14 protein-coding genes and 2 pseudogenes are annotated in these 19,314 nt (G+C 62.2%); 12 read left to right on the top strand and 4 right to left on the bottom strand.

All coding sequences use genetic code 11. The annotated features are described in order from the left end of the window. Positions 1-467 precede the first annotated feature (467 nt). From G9C83_RS14855 to G9C83_RS14815, 9 genes and pseudogenes are all read left to right on the top strand, one after another. Complete coding sequence (locus G9C83_RS14855; protein WP_167247354.1) at positions 468-1,703, top strand: divalent metal cation transporter; 1,236 nt, start codon at positions 468-470, stop codon at positions 1,701-1,703. An 89-nt stretch (positions 1,704-1,792) separates the two neighbouring features. Continuing rightward, the gene (locus G9C83_RS14850) at positions 1,793-2,986 is read left to right on the top strand and encodes an inorganic phosphate transporter (RefSeq protein ID WP_167247352.1); all 1,194 of its coding nucleotides are present in this window, start codon (positions 1,793-1,795) and stop codon (positions 2,984-2,986) included. Positions 2,987-3,124: 138 nt separating this feature from the next. Further along, positions 3,125-4,426 carry a hypothetical protein gene (locus tag G9C83_RS14845; protein ID WP_167247350.1) on the top strand — a complete coding sequence of 434 codons (1,302 nt, stop codon included), beginning with the start codon at positions 3,125-3,127 and terminating at the stop codon, positions 4,424-4,426. A 206-nt stretch (positions 4,427-4,632) separates the two neighbouring features. Continuing rightward, positions 4,633-4,989 (top strand): four-helix bundle copper-binding protein, encoded by a 357-nt coding sequence (locus G9C83_RS14840; protein ID WP_167247348.1) that lies wholly within the window; start codon positions 4,633-4,635, stop codon positions 4,987-4,989. Between the two features lie 37 nt (positions 4,990-5,026). Continuing rightward, the gene (locus tag G9C83_RS14835; RefSeq protein WP_167247346.1) at positions 5,027-5,803 is read left to right on the top strand and encodes a formate/nitrite transporter family protein; all 777 of its coding nucleotides are present in this window, start codon (positions 5,027-5,029) and stop codon (positions 5,801-5,803) included. A 294-nt stretch (positions 5,804-6,097) separates the two neighbouring features. Next, positions 6,098-6,655, top strand: a pseudogene (locus G9C83_RS14830) (transposase); the annotation flags it as partial. A 134-nt stretch (positions 6,656-6,789) separates the two neighbouring features. After that, positions 6,790-7,776: a thiamine pyrophosphate-dependent dehydrogenase E1 component subunit alpha gene (locus G9C83_RS14825; protein ID WP_167247344.1), complete on the top strand. Its 987-nt coding sequence runs from the start codon at positions 6,790-6,792 to the stop codon at positions 7,774-7,776. Beyond that, positions 7,773-8,780: an alpha-ketoacid dehydrogenase subunit beta gene (locus G9C83_RS14820; protein ID WP_167247342.1), complete on the top strand. Its 1,008-nt coding sequence runs from the start codon at positions 7,773-7,775 to the stop codon at positions 8,778-8,780. Before G9C83_RS14825 ends, G9C83_RS14820 begins: the two co-directional genes overlap by 4 nt. Positions 8,781-8,783: 3 nt before the next feature. Then, on the top strand, positions 8,784-9,752 hold the full coding sequence (locus tag G9C83_RS14815; RefSeq protein ID WP_167247339.1) for an NAD(+)/NADH kinase: 969 nt from the start codon (positions 8,784-8,786) through the stop codon (positions 9,750-9,752). Here the strand turns inward: G9C83_RS14815 and G9C83_RS14810 are convergent. Next, positions 9,749-11,521 (bottom strand): 2-oxo acid dehydrogenase subunit E2, encoded by a 1,773-nt coding sequence (locus G9C83_RS14810; protein WP_167247337.1) that lies wholly within the window; start codon positions 11,519-11,521, stop codon positions 9,749-9,751. The two genes, G9C83_RS14815 and G9C83_RS14810, sit on opposite strands and share 4 nt — an antisense overlap. A 362-nt stretch (positions 11,522-11,883) precedes the next feature. Between G9C83_RS14810 and G9C83_RS14805 the strand changes: the two genes are divergently transcribed. Beyond that, the gene (locus tag G9C83_RS14805; protein ID WP_167247335.1) at positions 11,884-14,706 is read left to right on the top strand and encodes a M14 family zinc carboxypeptidase; all 2,823 of its coding nucleotides are present in this window, start codon (positions 11,884-11,886) and stop codon (positions 14,704-14,706) included. A gap of 432 nt (positions 14,707-15,138) precedes the next feature. Here the strand turns inward: G9C83_RS14805 and G9C83_RS16090 are convergent, their stop codons facing one another. After that, on the bottom strand, positions 15,139-15,726 hold the full coding sequence (locus tag G9C83_RS16090) for a hypothetical protein (RefSeq protein ID WP_243838087.1): 588 nt from the start codon (positions 15,724-15,726) through the stop codon (positions 15,139-15,141). 350 nt (positions 15,727-16,076) lie between these two features. Next, positions 16,077-16,727, bottom strand: coding sequence for a helix-turn-helix domain-containing protein (locus G9C83_RS14795; protein WP_167247333.1), 651 nt, complete (start codon positions 16,725-16,727; stop codon positions 16,077-16,079). Between the two features lie 104 nt (positions 16,728-16,831). Here G9C83_RS14795 and G9C83_RS14790 point away from each other — a divergent pair, with 104 nt between their 5' ends. Continuing rightward, positions 16,832-17,161 carry a HalOD1 output domain-containing protein gene (locus G9C83_RS14790; RefSeq protein WP_208288905.1) on the top strand — a complete coding sequence of 110 codons (330 nt, stop codon included), beginning with the start codon at positions 16,832-16,834 and terminating at the stop codon, positions 17,159-17,161. A gap of 13 nt (positions 17,162-17,174) precedes the next feature. Here the strand turns inward: G9C83_RS14790 and G9C83_RS14785 are convergent, their stop codons facing one another. Continuing rightward, positions 17,175-17,603: a transposase gene (locus G9C83_RS14785; RefSeq protein ID WP_347877812.1), complete on the bottom strand. Its 429-nt coding sequence runs from the start codon at positions 17,601-17,603 to the stop codon at positions 17,175-17,177. A 273-nt stretch (positions 17,604-17,876) separates the two neighbouring features. On the opposite strand from G9C83_RS14785, the pseudogene G9C83_RS14780 reads away from it, so the two are divergent. After that, positions 17,877-19,134 (top strand): annotated as a pseudogene (locus tag G9C83_RS14780) (transposase). Positions 19,135-19,314 lie beyond the last annotated feature (180 nt).

Here is a 19,314-nt window from a genome sequence, read left to right as displayed (position 1 = left end):
ATTCAATACTCCGAGGGCAACGAACGCGTACCCGAGCAACGATGACAACGCGGCAGAGTTCATCGGCTGCCGAATCGTGAACTCATCAGGCATCACCTCCGGACTCGATTTGATAGGTGTATGCGGCGATGCTCAAGAGCGCAAACAGCGAGAAGTGTGTCGCGGCCGGGATTAGGTGGCCAGTGGCCAGCGTTCTCTCTTCGGACGTCCGATTCAGACGCTCCGAGGTCGTACCCGACTGGTCGTGCCCTCAGACGCGACTGCCGTCCGTTCTGGAGGGGTCCCGCGTTTCGATGTCGGACTATCGCTTGGATAGGTTACTTTCACTGACAGGGGGCACCCTCATTCCATTGTCTACCCTCCGTATTCGTATGCGGAGCCTCTCCGCTGTGCCGCGCCGGGGTGACGGGTGGAACTCGCCACACACATTGGACTATGTGCCGCCGAGCCAGCGGGGTTGACCGCCGATGAGTAACGTCCAGTTGACCGACAACTCGTTCCGATATGTACGGAATCTGCTTCGGAGTTACGGCATGGGACTGATATTTGCAGCGAACATCTTCGGCGCTGGGTCGATCTACATTCTCTCTAACGTCGGCGTATCGTTCCGGTTCACACTCCTGTGGGTCCTCCCACTCTCCCTTGGAGTCGGTCTCGTAGTCCACGAGATGTCCGCACGGCTGGCCGTGCTCGATCAGCCACTCATGGGGTACATCCGTGACGTGATCGGGGCGCCTGCCGCGAAGGCGTTCGCAGTGTTCATCGCGGTTATCATGCACCTCTGGAGCGTGGCGAACTACGCGCTGACAGGGGCCGCTCTTGCGTATCTCACCCCGCTCGACAACGTTCTAATCGCCACCATCCTCAGTGGTGCCGCCGGAATCGCACTCATCGAACTCCGCGTCTATCAGCGGATCGAGACGGTCATCGCAGTTCTCGTCCTCGCGGTCTTCGGGTCGTATCTCGCGATCTTCCTCGGCATCGACGTCCCGGCCGCCGACGTCGCCCGGGGGTTGGTCCCGACGATTCGGACCGATATGGAATATCTCGCGATGATCATGGCGCTGGTCGGCACGACAATCTACTACCCGAACTTCTTCATCCAGACGAGCATGAACCAGGCAAAGGATTTCGACACCCTCAGCCAGTACCGACGGGACCACACCGTCGGCCTGATTGCGGCCGTCCTGATGAGTATCGCCGTGCTGCTCGTCGCCGCGATCACGGTTCCGTCCGGCGTGGTCTCGCTCGTCGATCCGGCTCGGCCACTCGTGGAGGAGCTCGGCCCCTGGGCACTAACCGTGTTCATCGTCGGGGCCGGGGCAGCCTCCTTTTCCAGCGCGACCGGCACTCTGTTCGGGGCCGGGTTCATGGTCCCCCAGGCGTTCGGCCACGACACCGTATTCGGCGACCGTCTGTTCCGCATCGTCGTCAATGGTCTGATTGTCCTGTCGTTGCTCCTCACCGTACCGATACTCGCGTTCACCGACTTCTCGGCGGTGCAACTGGCACTCGTGGTACCCGCTGTGAACGGCGTTATCGGACTGCCGGTGACGGTGCTGGCACTCTACGGCGCAATGCACCGGTACTACAATCCCACACTTACAGAAAATGTTATATTCGGCGGCATCGTGATTCTCACGTTCCTCTTAGCACTCCTGACGGGCAAGTCGTTGACCGAGTTGATCACAACGCTTGTCTGACGTTTCCCGCCGTCTCCAGAGATGAACCCGCACGTCGGACATCGTGAACTACAGGGGTCGAGCGGTGACCAGGGAGCTCCACCGAGCGCATGAGCGAAACAGTGTTCGTGATCACCATCGTGATGGCGTTCGCCGCAGGGCTGTTCATGGCGTGGGCGATCGGCGCCGTCGCCATCGGTGGCGGCGCGTTCGCCCCGGCCGTCGGAGCGAACGTCATCCCGGTCCAGCGCGCCGCGTACCTGCTCGGCATCGTCGGGTTCGCGGGGGCACTCGTCCAAGGGGCGAGCGTGACCGAGACGGTCGGTCGCGGACTCGTCCTCGGCACGTCGACGACGCCGCTGGCCGCGAGCATCGCCATCCTCCTCTCGGCGCTCCTGATGGCGCTCGGCGCGTTCGGCCGGTACCCGATTCCGGCGGCGTTCACCGTCACCGGCGCGATGGTCGGTGCTGGACTCGCGCTCGGGGGGTCGCCCGCTTGGAGACTGTACGGACAGTTCGCGGCTCTCTGGGTCGTCGCACCCGTGCTCGTCGGTGCACTCTCGTACGCCATCGCGCGGCTCCTCGCCTGGAATCGCCTGTTGCCACGGTACAGCGTCACGATAATCGTCGCAGCTGTGTTCCTAGTTTTCCCCCTACTGGAGTTTCCATTCCTCGGCCCGGTAGATGAGAGCCACTCGTTGGCTACAGCCGTTGCCGTGTGGACACCATCCCTGTCTGGGGTGCTCTGGGTTGGGGTGCCGGTCGCGTTCACCGTCGGCGGAGCCGCGCTGGCCTACCGAACGGTCCTGCGCCACGGCGAGCGCGAGACCAACCGACGATTGCTGATCTGGCTCGGGATGCTCGTCGCGTTCTCGGGGGCCGGTAACCAGATCGGGCTGGCGATCGGGCCGCTGTTGCCGCTGCTCGACTCGATGTCAGTCTCGGCGTCGCCCGTACTGGTGGTCGCGTCGTTCGTCCTCGTCGTCGGCGCGTGGTCGGGAGCGCCGCGGCTCATCGAGGCGGTCGGACGGGAGTACGCGACGTTGTCGCTCTCGCGGTCAGTTGCCGCGCTGGTGCCGTCGTTCCTCGTGGCACAGGTCGGCATCCTGTACGGCGTCCCGGTCTCGTTCAACGAGATCATCATCAGCGCCATCGTCGGCAGCGGTCTGGCCGAGGGCGGAAGGGACGAGGTGAGGGCACGCAAGCTCGCTCTCACGGTCGTCGCGTGGGTCACCTCGCTGGTCGGTGCCTTCATCGGTACATACGGACTCGTCTCCCTTCTCGCCAGCCGAGGGTTGACCTGACGCCACTCTACGTGGTTTCCGGGTCCGGAGTGCTGATGGCGCCACCCGGCCGTCACTGACGACAGCCGTTTCCGGACCCAGTTCCACTCTGTTGTCGCAATAAGCTATATTCCCGCAGGTCGCGTAATGACAAAGGAGATGACTCAGCCCGCAGGCTCCGACCGGCGCTCTCTTCTGAAAGCTGCCGCCCTGGGCGCGGGGCTCGCCGGCGGACTGGAGGCCACCTCATACCTCTCCCTCGACCGATACGGCCGAGGGCTGAACAGCATGCCGACCGTAGTGATGGAAGAGTTCCCCGAGATCGACCGGTCACTGCTCGAAAAGTACACGAGCTTCGACCCGGAGCTGGGCTGGGTGCCCCAGCCCAACCAGACAAAGCAGAAAGACACCGGTGACCACCTCCCCGGCGAGGAGGTCCGGAGCGTGGTGACGTACTCGACCGACGAATACGGGAGCAGGGTCTGCGTCAACGACCGCGACCCTGACGCCGACGTCACGGTGTCGACCTACGGCGACTCCTACTGCTTTTGCCGGGAGGTTGACGACGACGAGACCTTCCAGAGCTACCTCGCGGAGGAGCTCGGCACGCACGTTGGCAACTACGGCGGCGGCAACTACGGCCTCGACCAGGCGCTCATGCGACTGAAGCGCAACTACCCCGACGATCCGACGGACTACGTCGTCATGGTCGTCACCGCGGCGTCGATCGCCCGTATCCTGAGCGTGTGGAAACACTACCAGGAGTTCGGGAACGTACTCGCCGTGAAACCGCGATACGAACTCTCGAACGGGGACTTGGAGCTCATCGAGACCCCCGTCGACGAGAAGGACGACCTCCTCGACTTAGCGGCACATGCCGACTTCCTGCGATCGAACGACTACCACTACGAACACTGGTTCAGGCCACACCTCGCGACGTTCCCCTACGCACCCGACCTGCTGGGCAATCCCGATCAGGTCAAGTACGTGCTCTACGAGGCGCTCGGCGAGCTCGAAAGCGAGTACGGCGTCGAGGTCCCGGGCGTCGATCTCGGAAAACGACAGGCACGGACGAACCTCCGTCTGGAACAGCCCCGCGTGAAGTACCACGAGCGGCTGTTCGACGAGAAGGAGGACCTGTTCTCCGCTATCATCGGCGAGTTCGTCTCCTACGCCGACGAGCAGGGGTTCACGCCCGTGTTCGCGATGGTTCAGCAGCTCCGGTACGCCCGCTATGAAGTCGAGCACGGCCCCATCTACGGCGACCTCCTCGACCGGATCGAGGAGCGTCACCCCGACTTGGTGACGATCGACATGTCCGAGCAGTTCGACGAGACCGACGACATTGAGGCCGTGGAGTCGCTGTACGTCCAGCGGGGGGAGGGCGGCCACTACAGCGCGGAAACCAACGAGCGAATCGCGGACGTCCTGATGGAGGAGCTGTTCGAGGAGCGCCCCTAGCTCGGCTGGTAGCTCTTGACCCCTAGCGGGTGTCTGGGTTTCGAATTCTCCCCTCTGGGGTTAGCAAGTTCCTCTATTGCTGCTATTGAGAAATACGAGGGTCCGAGTCTCTAGGATGGAGGCGTAAGCAACTCGATGACGGGTTTAGTCCCTTTCAGTGGCAGGCACGCTGTTTACTCGCCTGCTAGGTGTTAGTCTAGAATGTGATGTCCCTTTCAGAAACTGTTTCGAAGATCGACAGCCTGAGCGACGAGCAACGCGAGTGCATCGAGAACTGCAACGAGGCCGCGGAAGTCTGCGAGTGGTGCGCCGACGAGTGCCTCGGCGAATCGGACATGGAAGAGTGCGCGCGGCTCTGCCGGGACGTCGCCGACCTCACGTCCCTGCACGCCCGCTTCATGGCTCGTAGCTCCCAGTACAGCGGCGACCTCGCGAGCGTCTGTGCGGATGCCTGTGAGGCGTGCGCCGAGGAGTGCGACCGCCACGACGCCGATCACTGCCAAGTCTGCGCCGATGTCCTCCGGGAATGCGCTGAGTCCTGTCGGAATATGGCCAACAGCTGAGGACCGACCTCGTACCCTCACCACTTCTGTCTCTATTATGCCCGTAGCTCCATCTCCCAGTGAAATATTCGACAGGGCAGTTGAGGAGGGCGAACGGCGCCTCGACCAGTCGATGCTCGAACTCGTCGCGACGAGTTTCATCGCTGGATTCACCATCGTCTTCGGGATCGCGGCACTCGGCATCGTTCACGCACTGGTCAAACCGGAGTTCGGGGATGTTGCCACGGTTGCTGGCGCGCTCGCCTTCGGCGTAGGCGTTGTCTTCCTGGTTATCGGCCGCGCGGAATTGTTCAACGAGAACTTCTTCGACCCGGTGGCAAAGGCAGTCGACGCCGACTCGTGGATGGTATTCCCGCTCTTCCGTCTGTGGGTCGTCACCTTCGTCGTTAACCTCGTTGGTGGCGTTCTCTTCGTGTTGGTGTTCGCCGTTGATGGAGTACTTCCGACCGGTACTGGGGCCGCGTTGAGTACGGTCGCCGAAGGCCTTGCGCGCCGAGGAGTGGTGGCCGGGTTCGCAAGCGCGATTGTTGGCGGTGCCCTCGTGACCTTGCTCTCGTTTCTTCTCGAGGGCGTCAACAGTGTCGGGAGCCGCATTACGATGGCCTACATCGTCGGGGTCCTGCTGGCTCTCGGACCCTTCGACCACGTGATTGTTACCACACTCCACGTCGTGTTCGGGATTCTCTCTGGGGCCGATGTCGGCTACGGGCTCGTGGCTGAGGTTCTCGTCGTCACTACCGCGGGGAATCTCGTGGGCGGACTGGGGTTAGTCACGCTCACCCACGTCGCCCAAGCGGTAGGCGCAGAGGAATAAATGGAGTGTTGATAGCGTTGGATTGGCTCCGGTCACCAGACTCGAGCAAGGTCTCCGCGATATCCGCACCGGACCGCGAGAGTGGTTCGTGTTCGGCGGCAACCGCCTCCTCGTCGCAGGTCTCGTAACACTCGCCTTCGCGATGGGCGTCGCAGTCATGTCCTCGGCTGGCATCATCACGGCGATCGGTTCCACACGCATCACATACATGTTCCAGGCCGTGGTAACCTGGAACGTCACGCTCATCACTATCGTTGTCTCGGTAAACCAGCTCGTCCTCCCTCAAGAGCTTATGAGTACGAACGGCGGCGCGGCAACCTCCAACAGACAGGCACTCGTTTCGCCCACCTCACCATCAAAAGCATCGGCTCACGGTTCGCACGGTGGAGCGCGGACTATCTCCACCGCGTGTCGAAGGCCGTCGTCCGTGAAGCTGTGGAGAACGACTGCACGGCAATTGCGTTCGAGAACCTGACGCACATCCGCGAGCGTATCTCGAACCTCTCAAAGTTCCAACAGTGGGTGTTCCGCGAACTCCAACGTCATGTCGAATACAGAGCCGAAGAATACGGTATTGACGTGGAAACGGTTGCACCTGCTTATACGGGCCAGCGGTGCAGTCACGGCGACTGCGGGTTCACGCACGAGGACAGCCGTGATGGTGACGAGTTCGAGTGTCTGAAGTGCGGGAAGGAACTGCACCCCGACTACAATGCAGCCCGGAACAACGGGTGGCGACTTCTCCAGCACTGGCTCACGTCTGGTTCTTGACGGGCCACCAGTCAACTGCCCCTCGAGTCAGGGCCGCTGAACGCGAACGGCGATTACACGCCTTCCGCCTTGCGTGGGTAGAGCGGGAGTCCACGACAAGCGACGGGGTCTGGTGAGTGCAGGGAAAATTTATTGGGTATTGGTGACAAGAACCGAATGGAATGACATCAATATCAATGAATGATCCGGCGGGGAGAGAGGAGGCGCTCCGTCGAATGCTAACGATCCGCGAGTTCGACAGTACAGCCGGCGACCTGTTCGCCGACGGCGACATTCCCGGGTTCGTACACCTCTACATCGGCGAGGAAGCCGTCGCCGTAGGCGCGTGTGCAGCCCTCGAAGACGAGGACTTCATCACGAGCACGCACCGTGGACACGGCCACTGCATCGCCAAAGGCCTCGATCCGCGAAAGATGATGGCCGAACTCCTCGGGAAACGCGAGGGATACTGCAACGGGAAGGGTGGCTCGATGCATATCGCGGACGTCGACGCGAACATGCTCGGCGCGAACGGGATCGTGGGCGCCGGCCCGCCACTCGCAACGGGCGCTGCGTTGACCTGCCAGTACCACGACGACGAGCGCGTCGCGCTCGCGTTCCTCGGCGACGGAGCGGTCGCACAGGGCCAAGTTCACGAAGCCATCAACCTCGCAGCAACCTGGGATCTCCCGGCCGTGTTCCTCGTGGAGAACAACCACTTCGGCGAGGGAACACCGGTCGAACAGCAACACAACGTCGAAAACCTCAGCGAGACGGCGGAGTCGTACGACATCCCCGGCTTCACCGTCGACGGCATGGATGTCACCGCGGTCAACGAAGCCGTCGAAGAGGCGCGCGAGCGCGCAGCGAACGGCAACGGGCCGACGTTCATCGAGGCGGAGACGTACCGCTACCGCGGCCACTTCGAAGGCGACCCTGAGCCGTACCGCGACGAAGACGACGTCGAGCGCTGGCGGCAACGGGACTCGATTGAGACGTTCGCCGATCGGCTGATCGAGCGCGGTGAACTCTCCGAAGATGAGCTGGAGGAGCTTCGCGCGGAAGTTGAAGCCGAAATCGAGGAAGCCGTTGAGTTCGCCCGCGACGCCGATCTGCCGACAGCCGAGGAGGCGTACGACGATATGTTCTCCCAGCCGGTCCCAGAGATCGAGCGATTCGCGAGTGCACTTCGTACCGACGGCCGCGGAGGTGACCAGCAATGAGCACACAGCCCGATTCCGCATCAAGCGAGAGTACGGAGTCGATGACCGTTCGCGAGGCGATCCGCGCCGCGCTCCGTGAGGAGATGGACCACGACGAGGACGTCTTCATCATGGGCGAGGATGTCGGTAACTACGGCGGCGTCTTCGAGGTTACCGATGGGCTCCACGAGCAGTTCGGCGACGAGCGCGTCCGTGATACGCCGATTAGCGAGGCCGGATTCGTTGGCGCTGGCGTCGGCGCCGCAGCCAGCGGAACCCGCCCCGTTGTCGAAGTGATGTTCTCCGATTTCCTCGGCGTCTCAGGCGAACAAGTGATGAATCAGATGGCGAAGATGCGGTATATGTTCGGCGGGAAGATCGAGATGCCGATCACCGTTCGGACGACAGAAGGCGGCGGCATGGGCGCGGCAAGCCAGCACTCCGGCACGCCACACACTTGGTTCGCGCATTTCCCCGGCCTGAAGGCTGTCACGCCCGGGACGCCGGAAGCGGCCAAGGGGCTGTTGAAGTCCGCCATCCGTTCTGACGACCCTGTGTTCTTCTTCGAGAATAAGATGATGTACGAGCAGGACGGCGATGTCCCAACAGACCCGAACTATACGGCCCCGATCGGTGAGGCGTCGGTCGAACGCGAGGGCAGTGACGTGACTGTTGTTGCGACACAGCGTCTCGTCGGCGAGTCACTCACCGTCGCTGACGAGCTTGCGGGCGATACAAGCGTCGAGGTGATCGACCTGCGGTCGCTGTATCCGCTGGACACGGAGACGCTGGCGGACAGCATTCAGAAGACCGGGCGGATGGTCGTCGCCGACGAGAGCCCGCTCTCGTACGGCGTCCACGCGGAGGTCGTCACCCGCATGGTCGAAGACGAGTTCTTTAGCCTCGATGCTCCCCTCCAGCGCGTCGGGGTGCCCGACACACACGTGCCGTTCAGCACGCCGCTCGAAGACGAAATTGTGCCGGACGGGGCGGACGTCCGCGACGCCATCAATCAGGTGGTCTGATCGGTGGCGACGCCGACCGTCGGCGTCGTTGTTAACCCGGCGGCCGGCAGGGACGTCCGCCGGCTAATCGGGAGCGCGAGCGTCAGCGACAACTACGGGAAACGCCGTGCGGCCGAGAGCGTGCTCGCCGGACTCGATATCGTCGACGATCCCGTAGACGTCGTTCTCGCACCGGACTCGGGGCGCATCGGCCAGCAGACGGCCGACGAAACCGACCGGTCGAACGTCACCGTGCTCGACGTTGACGTCGAGGGGTCTGGCGCGGACACGCGCCGCGCTGGTAGCGCCTTCCGTGAGCTGGCTGACGCCGTGGTCGTCTTTGGCGGCGATGGCACCACCCGGGACCTGGCGATCGAGATCGGTGATGTACCGGTGCTGGCCGTCTCGACGGGCACAAACAACGTCGTTCCGACGATGATCGACGGCACAGTCGCGGGCGCCGCGGCCGCATTCGTCGCGACAGGCGTGGTTGACGCCGACGCAGTCACCGACCGTCACGCGATGGTCGCGGCGGACGTCTCCGACGGCCGCTCTGTCCGCGGGCTGGCCACTGTCAGCATCGTCGATCGCTCGTTCATCGGGACGCGCGCAATCCTCGATCCCGATGAGTTCCTCGGTGGCGTCGTTTCCCGGGCTAGCCGCGGCGAAATCGGGCTGTCTGGGATCGCAGGCGCATGCACGCAGCTTGCGCCGACGGACCCTGGCGGGGTGGGACTAGAACTCGACCCGGATACGGATCGGACGGTCCCGGCGATTACGACCCCCGGCGACGTCAAGCATGTGGGCGTCGCGTCGTGGTCGCGGCTCGATTTTGACGAACCACGGACGTTTGACATCGACGATGCCGTCGTCAGTGTGGATGGCGAGCGGGAACTTGAGGTGAGCAACGAGGACGTGTCGATTCGACCGGTCGCCAGTGGTCCGCAACTCGTGGATTTCGAGGCGGTCTTCGAGCAGGCGCCGACGCACTAGGCGCGCTCCCAGGACAGCGACATCGGGAGATCCGCGTCGAGGAGTTCCGCCACGTGGCAACTCCGTTCGCCGTTCTCGACGATGCGGTCGAGCGTCTCCTCGTCCACGTCGGGCGCGTCAATATTGACGGCGACCTCGATGGCCTCTACCGATCCCGAGTCCGGCTCCGCATCCGCGGTCACGTCGATGCGAGCAACGTCGAGGTCGCGGACGTCGGCCTGATAGCGGATCGACAGCGACAGACACGCCGACAGCGACGACAGGAACAGGTCAACCGGCGACGGCGTGCCCTCGTCGGCGCTGTACTGCTGTTCGACGCCGGTAGTTCGTACCGTACCCGACATTCCGTCTTGTGAGGTGGCGGTCGCGTGACGCTCGGGGTAATCTTCAGCGGCCACTGGACTGACTTCATCTGGGAGCAGCGGCCACGGATCTTCCAGGTGGGCGACCAGTGACTGCAGGAAGCGCGCAGCGTCGGCGCCGTCGACTACACGGTGGTCGAACGAAAGATCGAGCGGTAGCACGCGACGCGTTTCAGGCGTGCCATCATCCTGGGGTACGACGCGTTCGTCGACCGCGTTCACACCGAGAATGGCGATCTGGGGCGGATTGATGATCGGGTTGAACGATTCCACGCCGAGCACACCGAGATTCGTGACCGTGAACGTCCCGCCGCGGAGGTCACTCATCGTGTACTCGCCGTCGAGCGTGCGTTGCGTAATCTCGCGGCGAGCCTCCGCGACCTCCCCCAGCGACTTCGAGTCGACGGCCGGAACGACCGGTGTGACGAGTCCTTCGTCGACGTCGACGGCCACGCAGATGTTGTGTTCCTCGTAGAGGCGATGCGTGCCGTCCTCGAACGTCGCGTTGAACTCGGGGTGATCCTCGAGGGCCGCTGAGAGTGCGACCAGCAACACGTCCGACATGGAGACATCCACATCGAGTGCGTCCTCGGCGGCGTCCACGGCCGCAAGCAGTTCCTCTACATCGATTTCGCGGTGTTCAGTAACGTGGACGGCCTCCCGGTAACTCTGTCCGAGACGATCGGCGATCGACTGGCGCATTCCACCGAATGTGCGCTCCTCCGAGAGTGTCCGTGCCGCACCACCTCCCGGGCTCCCGGTCGAGTCTGCGGCAGCCTCGACATCCTCGGCAGTGATGGCACCGCCGGGTCCGCTCCCGGAGACCGCAGTAAGGTCGACATCCAACTCGTCGGCTCGTTTCTTCGCACGGGGACTGGCTTTCACGTCATCCGTACTGCTTTCGGCAGCCGCCTCGACATCCTCTGCCGTAATCGCGCCATTAGGGCCGCTTCCGGAGACGGCACCGAGATCTACGTCAAGTTCCTCCGCACGCTTTCGTGCACGCGGACTTGCATCTCTGGTTCCGGAACTACCGTTTTTTGTCGTCTCGCTCTCCGCCGACGTTTGAGCCGCAGGCTCAGCGGAAGTCTCGTCCTCCTCGCTTGCTGTTGCTGCCCCGTCCTCGAGCTCGGTTTCGGCTTCGTCGATCAACGCCGAGATATCTTCGTCGGCGCCAGCGATAATCCCTATTGGCGTTCCGGGGTCGACCGTCTCGCCCTCGTCGAGAAACACTCGCCGAAGCACGCCGCCTTCCCTGGCATCCACTTCTGCGGTCGTTTTCTCGGATTCGATCTCCGCGACAGTCTCCTCGGCTTCGATGGTGCCGTCCTCGCTGACGTACCAGTCCAGCAGCGTCCCTTCGTCCATCTCCAGGCCGAGCTTTGGCATCCGGACGATATATCCCATGGTGAGAGCAATCACACCAAACCACATAATTATTTGTCCGATGCAATACACGTGAACTGCCACGGGCCACCGCGCCCGTGGCTTCCTGGGGTTAGTCGGGCCCACTCACTCCACAATCTGCCGTGAGACCTTGTGGAGTTGGTCGTGGGCTACCGTTTCTCCTGCTTAGACACTCCGTCAGATGATGGCTTCCCGGCGTTCTTCGTTCGCTTTCGCACGTGAATTTCGGCGTCGTTGCGCCTCGATTTCAGCGGGCACCGTGCTATCGTCTCTTTACTCATTCATATAAAATAAACACAATCAATCTTAATATCAATTAGAGGATTGTATCCTGTGTGTGTTTGACAACCACACGGTAACAAATGGTGGGAAAACAGCCACGAACGCGCAGCGATCCGAACCGGTACAACCACGAAGAAGCAACTGAACTCGACGAGGAACCGTTCGAGAACGCCGACATCGGCCGCCGGACGTTCCTCGGACTCGCAGCAGCGACAGGGGCCGCACTCGCGCTCCCAGGGACGGTTTCCGCGGAGGTAACCGACGACGCGATGACGGACCTCGCGGAGTTCGTCGTCAACGCAACACCCGACGATTACGAAGCCGCGCTCGTCCTGGAATTCGAGGATACGGACGCACTCTCCGCGTTCTACGACGAGTACGGCGAACCGGACTGGGACGTCGACGAGGAGCTACGCGCACCGAAGGCGGTCACACGCGAGTCCCCGACGCCGGCCGCACACGGCCACCTTACTGCTTCCGAGGTCGAGCACGTGCTCAACGACATCGGCGGCGTCGAGTACGCTGATTTCTCGCCGGGAGCGAACCCGTTCTGGAAGCTAGACGGCGGCTACGACGACAGCGTCTTCCCGCCGGCCGAAGACGCCCGCGACTTCATCTCCCACACGGAGACCGGGGCAGCCCTCAACCACCTCGAAGCCGAACACCCCGACACGGTGCGCGTCCGCCGCATCGGGCAGGGACCGGGCTGGAAGAACTCCTTCACCGGTGAAGACCCCGACCCGAACGACATCTACGTCGCCGAGGTGACCAACAATGTCCGGGACGAAGCGTCGTTCCAGGAGAAGGACAAGGCCGTGTTCACGCTCGCCATCCACGGCAACGAGCGCGCCGGCTGTGAGGCCGGCAGCCGCATCATCGAGGACGTCACTACTGGCGACGCGGACAGCTTCAGCGAACTCCTCGACGACATCGTCATCGTCTTCGTCTACATCAACCCGGACGGCTGGACCGTCCGGAAGCCGCAGTACGCTTCCCAGAATCCGTACGCCGGCTTCTTCGGGTCGCCGTTCTACGGGCACTACCGCGGGAACAGCTCCGGGGTAGACACGAACCGCCAGTACCCGACGATTGGGTGGGCGAATCCCGCGTTCTGGCCCGCCGACCCCGAGCGTGCGCCCGACGTCCGGCCGGGCTACGACGTCGGATACGAGGACGTCGTTCCGGACGCGCTGGCTACGATTGAACATCTCCGCGGGTACGACAACGTCGAGTACCTCTGTGACTACCACATGATGGGGTTCGCGGACACGATGGTGCTGAACCTCGAATCCAACGCCGCCTACGAGCACGACGGCACCCACAATCTCGACGAGGTCAACCGCCGCATCGACGCCGCGATGACCGACCAGTGGGAGAGCCCGCAGGAAATCGCCAGCGACACGATTCGAGCAGGGAAGGACAGCACGTTCGGCGATCCGAACGACTACGTGCCTGACGAGCTGCTGGACTACGGGTCGATCTACGACTCGCTAGGGTACAATATCACGGGCGGTCTGCTCGGCTGGGCGGGCCAGCCCGAGGAATTCGGCGGTCTCGGTGCTGTCACGGTTGCACCCGAGCTGGCGATGCGGGACTTCTCGGACTGGCGGCCGTACATCGAGCGGCACTTGGAGACGGCGTACCGGCTCTCGATGCAGGAGTTCGCGGAGATGACGGCGGCGTCCACGGACGCGACGGTTGCAACCGGCGGCCAGGACACGGCGTACGTGACGACCGACGAGCTGACGCGCCGGTCGGCGGACCTCTCGCACACCGACGAAAGCCCGGGGAAAGGCGAGGGCCCCGGCCAGGACCGCGCGACCGAGGTCCAGCGGCGGCACGAGACGGTCCAGCCCGGTCCGAGTGGTCGCGCCGAAGCGTCCGCCGAGGAACGCACGCACTCGCTGGCCGCACGCGTCGCTGACGGCGGCGCGAACGAGGGCGTCGTAAAGCTCGTCAACCCCGGCGGACAGGTCGTCCGTACGATCGACCTCAACGAAACCGACGAACGTAGCTTCTACGTCCCGAACCCGGCGTCGGGTGACTGGTCGATCGAACTCGAGGGCGTGGACGACGTCGACGTCGAGTTCGTCACCGTCGAGGCCGACGAGGAACACCCTGACCCCGAGGAGGCGTTCGGCTACTCACAGGCAGAGTACGTCGTCAACCCGATGCAGTTCTTCGCGGACCTCGAGCCGAACCTCGAAGCCGGTGCGATGGAGGGCGTCCGCGTCCACGACGTCCGCGTCGGAAAGCTGCTGCGAGGAAACTCCGGGAAGCGGCGCTACGACAAAGTTGTCGTCTCTCACGACGTCGGCCGCGACGACTCGCGGTACGTCGACGAGCTCGAAGCGTTCGTGGAAGCGGGCGGTGACTTGGTGTTGACCGATACCGGCCTGAACCTGCTTGCGGAGCTCGACGTCGGCGAGGCCGCGGCCATCGAGGACGGCGACCTTCAGTCGATCCGCGTCGGTATCGCGAACCTGATCGACCGGGACTTCGAGCACTACCTCCTGTCGGACATTCGGCCGCTACAGTTCGAGATGTGGAAAAGCCCGCAGGTCGGCTACGTGCCAAACGAACCGGACCAGCCGGCGACGGTCGTCGACGACGACGCGTTCACGGACGCTGGCGGTGACGTGGCCGGCCGAATGGAAGGACAGACAGCGGACGGCTCCGGGGCAGATGGCGTCGCCGTTGGCGCACTATCTGCCGGGGACAGCGAGATCAACGTCCTCGGGTCGGTGCTTCCACCGGCCAGCCAGCGCGAACTTCACCCGTTCGGGATGGCCGACTACGCCGTCTCTTTCATGGGGCACACGCTGTTGTGTAATGCGCTCGGCTTCCAACAGCGCCGGTTTGTCGAGGACGAACTTGTCGGAACCTGGGGCGACGTCAGGTAAGCAATAGACTCCCCAATTTTCCGCCTGACCGAATTCACGCAGTTAGCGGCCTCTCTGATTGCAGCAGCGATTTTGAGATGAACCCGGAGTGTTCGACCCTGACGGCCGAGCTCGCTGACGACGCCGAACGTGTACGACTCGGAGCGGCGAGTTACGTACACTAGATCGCCGAAAGCCGTCGTTAGCAATGGTCTATGACACCCTCAACGTAGAGTATCCGACCTCATTCGTTCCCCAAGGATGTCCACACTGGTGTTTCGTTAACGGCGCACGTCCTCAGCGGTGTATGGTTCGGACCGTGGCTGAGGTATCGAGCTACGAACTTGCATCGGTTGATTCTCAGGCTTTCGAGGCCCCGTGACACAGTATCCCTCTGAAGTTGTTTGGCTGATGAATACTAGTGGATGCTTCATCAGCGTTGGGCGCGTTGTCCTACTGGTCGGTGAGTCCCGGATACGCTAACTGGAGTTCGCCATCGAGCGTGTAATCAGTGCTGAGGATGCCACCACCCGAGAGTTCGATGGTCGCGTGGATATTGAGGTCTGTCGCTGTTCTCGATCCCGGGATGACAATCAGGTTCAGGGTACTAATCGTTTCATCAGCGAGGTCATCTAAATCGGTGATCTCGATGGCCGTGCCGAGATCCCGCTTCGGCGTAGAGAGCGACAGTGATGGAGGCGGAGAACTATCGCCCTCGACTGGAGCGGCGACAGCGACCTCCGCAGGGGATTCCGTTGCTATCTCCGGCATCCAGACCCGCAATTCGATCGAATCCACACGGGTGCCATCCTGATGCCAGATCTCGGTTGTGAGCTCGATCCTGTCGGATTTCACGTGCCCATCGACTCCAACGTGGCCCACTTCACCGTCATTCGAATTGAAGACGAGCGCCTTCCTCCCCGGTGAATCCTCGTGCACCGTCGGATCAGAGAGCGTTTGAGTCCCTGTGACGGCACTGCAGCCTGCTGATGCCGCGATGCCGGCAGTCCCGACTGCCGCAAGGTACGTCCGCCGGTTCATGTTGAAACGGAGGACACTGAGTTATAAAGTAGACAGGGACGCTCAAACTCGCATTTCGGTCTTGACCGTTCCTCGTTCCCGAGACCAACTTCGAACACATTCCCGCGGATAGATATACACTGTCCGGAACAATCTCAAATCAGATTCGCCGCTTTGTCCGTGAACACGGCACGTCGGCGATTTTCGTCGGGAGCAAGAACGCAGGCCACAGTATCATCGGACACGAAAGTATCGGTGGACGAGTGGCATACGAGACGGACCACGATACTGCGATTATCCGAAACCCACACCCGGACGTAGAAAATCAAATGAAAACTGATAGTTTGCGTTCGACGCCCACAGTCTGTCGGTTACGACTGATTGGGGATGTCAGTGGTTTCGATCAGCCGCTTGTGTCCGCGGCGCAGTCGCGCCGCGACGGCCTGGCGGGAGACGCCGATCTCGTCGGCAATTGCATCGAGCGTCGTCTGTCGCGGCGAGTCGAAGTAGCCCTGTTCGTAGGCGACTCGCATCGCCTCCGCCTGGGCGTCGGTGAGCGGATTGCCGACGGCGCCTATTGCGGTCTCCTGATAAATTCGATCGAGGGTGAAGGGAAAGTCATTGGCCCGACAGTACTCTCGCAGGGCCGTCAGCGCGTCCCGGTCGGGGACACGGGCCCGGACCGTGTACTCGCCGTCCTGTAACTCGATGTCGAGATACGCGATGTCGTGTTCGATCGCAATGGGGTAGGTGCCCCGCGTGTCCGCCGTCGCGGCGTAGGTAACGACGTAGTGGGCGCTGTCCTCCGTGGTCGTGAGGACGGTGTAATCGGCGACTGTGGGATCGGCGTCGAGTGCCGCCTCAAACTTGTCGAACTGACTGCCGTGAGCCGCGAACCTGAATTTGCGCGCTTGGTCGTCCTCCAAGACGACGTCCTTGCCGGAGAACCGCATCTCCGGTACGGCCTTCGAGGCTTCGGCCAGTGGCGGGATTTCGATGCGGAACTCGGCAATGAAGCTCACACTATCGATTGGGTCGGCTACCTCAAAAGGAACCCGGGAACTGGACTTAAACCCTTACGTAGTCAACCGTCGCGGATTTGCGGGGACAGGCCCAAATGCAGGTAATGACTTCCACCAACGCAGCCGTCGAGAGCCACCAGTCAGTCGACACCAGCGAATATCGCTACGAGGTAGCGCCGGACGAGTCTCCCAGCGAGGCGGTGATAACCGCCGTGGCCGAGGCCACAGGCCGACCCGCCACCCCGCTCGAAACCGACGACTCCGGGCCCGGCTCGGACCCGCTGCCGCCGCTGTTCGAGACGATCAACCCCGACGCGCTCGATGCACTGGCTGCCCCCCAAGACGGTCAAGGGAACTGCCTGGTGACGTTCACCTACGCCGGCTGCACGGTGAGCGTGGAAGAGCAAGCCGTGACAGTAGCAACGCAGACCTGATATCCTCTCACGGCTAAAGCCGTGGGGTTCCCCTACTGGGGATTGAACCCACGGACACGGAGAGGTTCGCAGGTTCGTCGTCGCGGCCGACGATGACCTGCGTTTCGGGCTGTGCCAGTACGGCCCCAGCCTCGGACAGCGGCCTCTCGAACTTGCCCAAGGCTCGTTTGCCGATGTGCAACGCACCGTTCTTGCCTGCATTGTCGTCCAGCCCACACTCGGGACACTCAAAGCGTCCCCGCGTGTCACGGACGCCCTCGCAGGCACGGCGGTTGCACGTTTTCGACGTATCGTATTCGTCGACCAACCGCACGTCGATACCTGCGTCGTGGGCCTTGTACTCGATGTAGTTGAGCAGGCGGGCGAACGGCATCTTGTGGGTCTCGTCGTTGATGTACCGCCCCTTGTCGTTGTCCTTGCGAATTACACCGAGATCACCCACGATGATAACCCGGGGATGTACAGTTACCCACCGGAGATTATTTATTCCTGTTCTGATTATATTCGTAACAAGCCCGTGTTATGGCTGAGGCACCTGACTCAGGCGGGGCGGACCTCGTCGAATGCGCTGCTTGCGGGGAGATTTATAGAAAGTTCGAGGCGAAAACCCACGGCTTTAGCCGTGGGATGAAGCCGACAACTGGGAATCAACCCACGCTCCAGTAGCAGGCCGACTCCCCCAGACTTTAAGAAACACCTCATCTACATATAAGATATGGAGGTGCGGCGTACTGTCCTCGTTGCGCTCGACGTTGACAGTGATGACGCCGCACTCCTCGAAGACACCGTAGACACGTTCCTCTGGTCGGCACAGTACGTTGTTGACCACGCGTTCCAAGGCGAGTATGTCACTACCAGCAAGACGACGCTGGACGACGAAACCTACGACGACGTGCGAGAGCAAACAGACGGCTTCAACGGTGGACTAGTACAAGCCGCTCGAAACAAGGCTGCCGAAGCCTGCAAAAGCGTCGTCGCACGCTGGCAGAACGGCAAGAAGGCATCAGAACCCACGTTCACCAGTCCGCACGTCGTCTACGACAAACGCACTGCGACGTTCCACGACGACTACGTCAGCCTCGCCACCACAGACGGACGCATCGAAGTCGACTACGTGCTTCCCGACGAGGATAGCGATACGCCGCACTCGGAATACCTGTTTTCAGACAAATACGAAATCACAGGTGCGGAACTCCACTACCAAGACGACGGCGACTGGGTGCTTCACGTCCACTGCAAGACGGACGTGGAGTCCGACACGTCGGCCCAGGCAGCCACCGAGAACGGAACGGTTCTCGGGGTTGACCTCGGCGTGAACAACCTCGCCGTCTCTTCAACGGGCACGTTCTGGACGGGTGACGAGTTCGACCACTGGCGGCGTGAGTACGAGCAGCGGCGTGGCGACCTCCAAGCGTGCGGGACGCGCTGGGCACACCAGAATATCCAATCTGTTGGACGGAAAGAGGAAGGCCGATTCAAGCTGATGCTTCACCGCATCAGCAACGAACTCATTACAGAGGCCCGTGAGAACGAGTGTTCGGTGATTGTGTTCGAGGATTTGACCGATATTCGTGAGCGTACCGGAGCGTCGTGGGGGCACAAGTGGGCGTTCGACCGCTTCTACGAGTACGTCGCGTACAAGGCCGAAGAATACGACATTGTGGTCACGCAGGTTGACCCTGAGAACACGAGTCGGCGTTGCTCGCACTGCGGGTTCACACACCCCGACAACCGCGACAACGAGGACTTCGAGTGCCTGAAGTGTGGATACGAGAACCACGCCGACTACAATGCCGCGAAGAACATCGGGTTACGGTATCTCCGTCGCAACCAAACTGGGGGCGACGGAGGCGCACCCTTGGGCGTGCGCTTGAACAGCGGGACGTTGAACGTGAACGGAGGCTATTCTCCTGCCACTGCTAGTGGCCAGAACGGGAGTCCACGCTGAATCCCACGGCTTCAGCCGTGGGTAGCTCAACCCGCGCAAGTAGAGGAAGGCGGTGAGTTCCGCCCAGTCGGAATCGAGAACGAATGCAAGTGTGGTAACGAAGAATTCACGCTCATCGGAACGTGATACGTCCCGCCACGCTTGTGTAGGGCCGTGCCGGACGCAGAAAGATTCATGCTCGTGGCTGCGCCATTACTATGGTGGT

Origin of the sequence: Halobacterium sp. R2-5 (assembly GCF_011734195.1) — an archaeon.
GTDB lineage: Archaea > Halobacteriota > Halobacteria > Halobacteriales > Halobacteriaceae > Halobacterium.
Note: the sequence above shows the minus strand (reverse complement) of the source record. Positions and strands in the feature narration are given on the sequence as shown.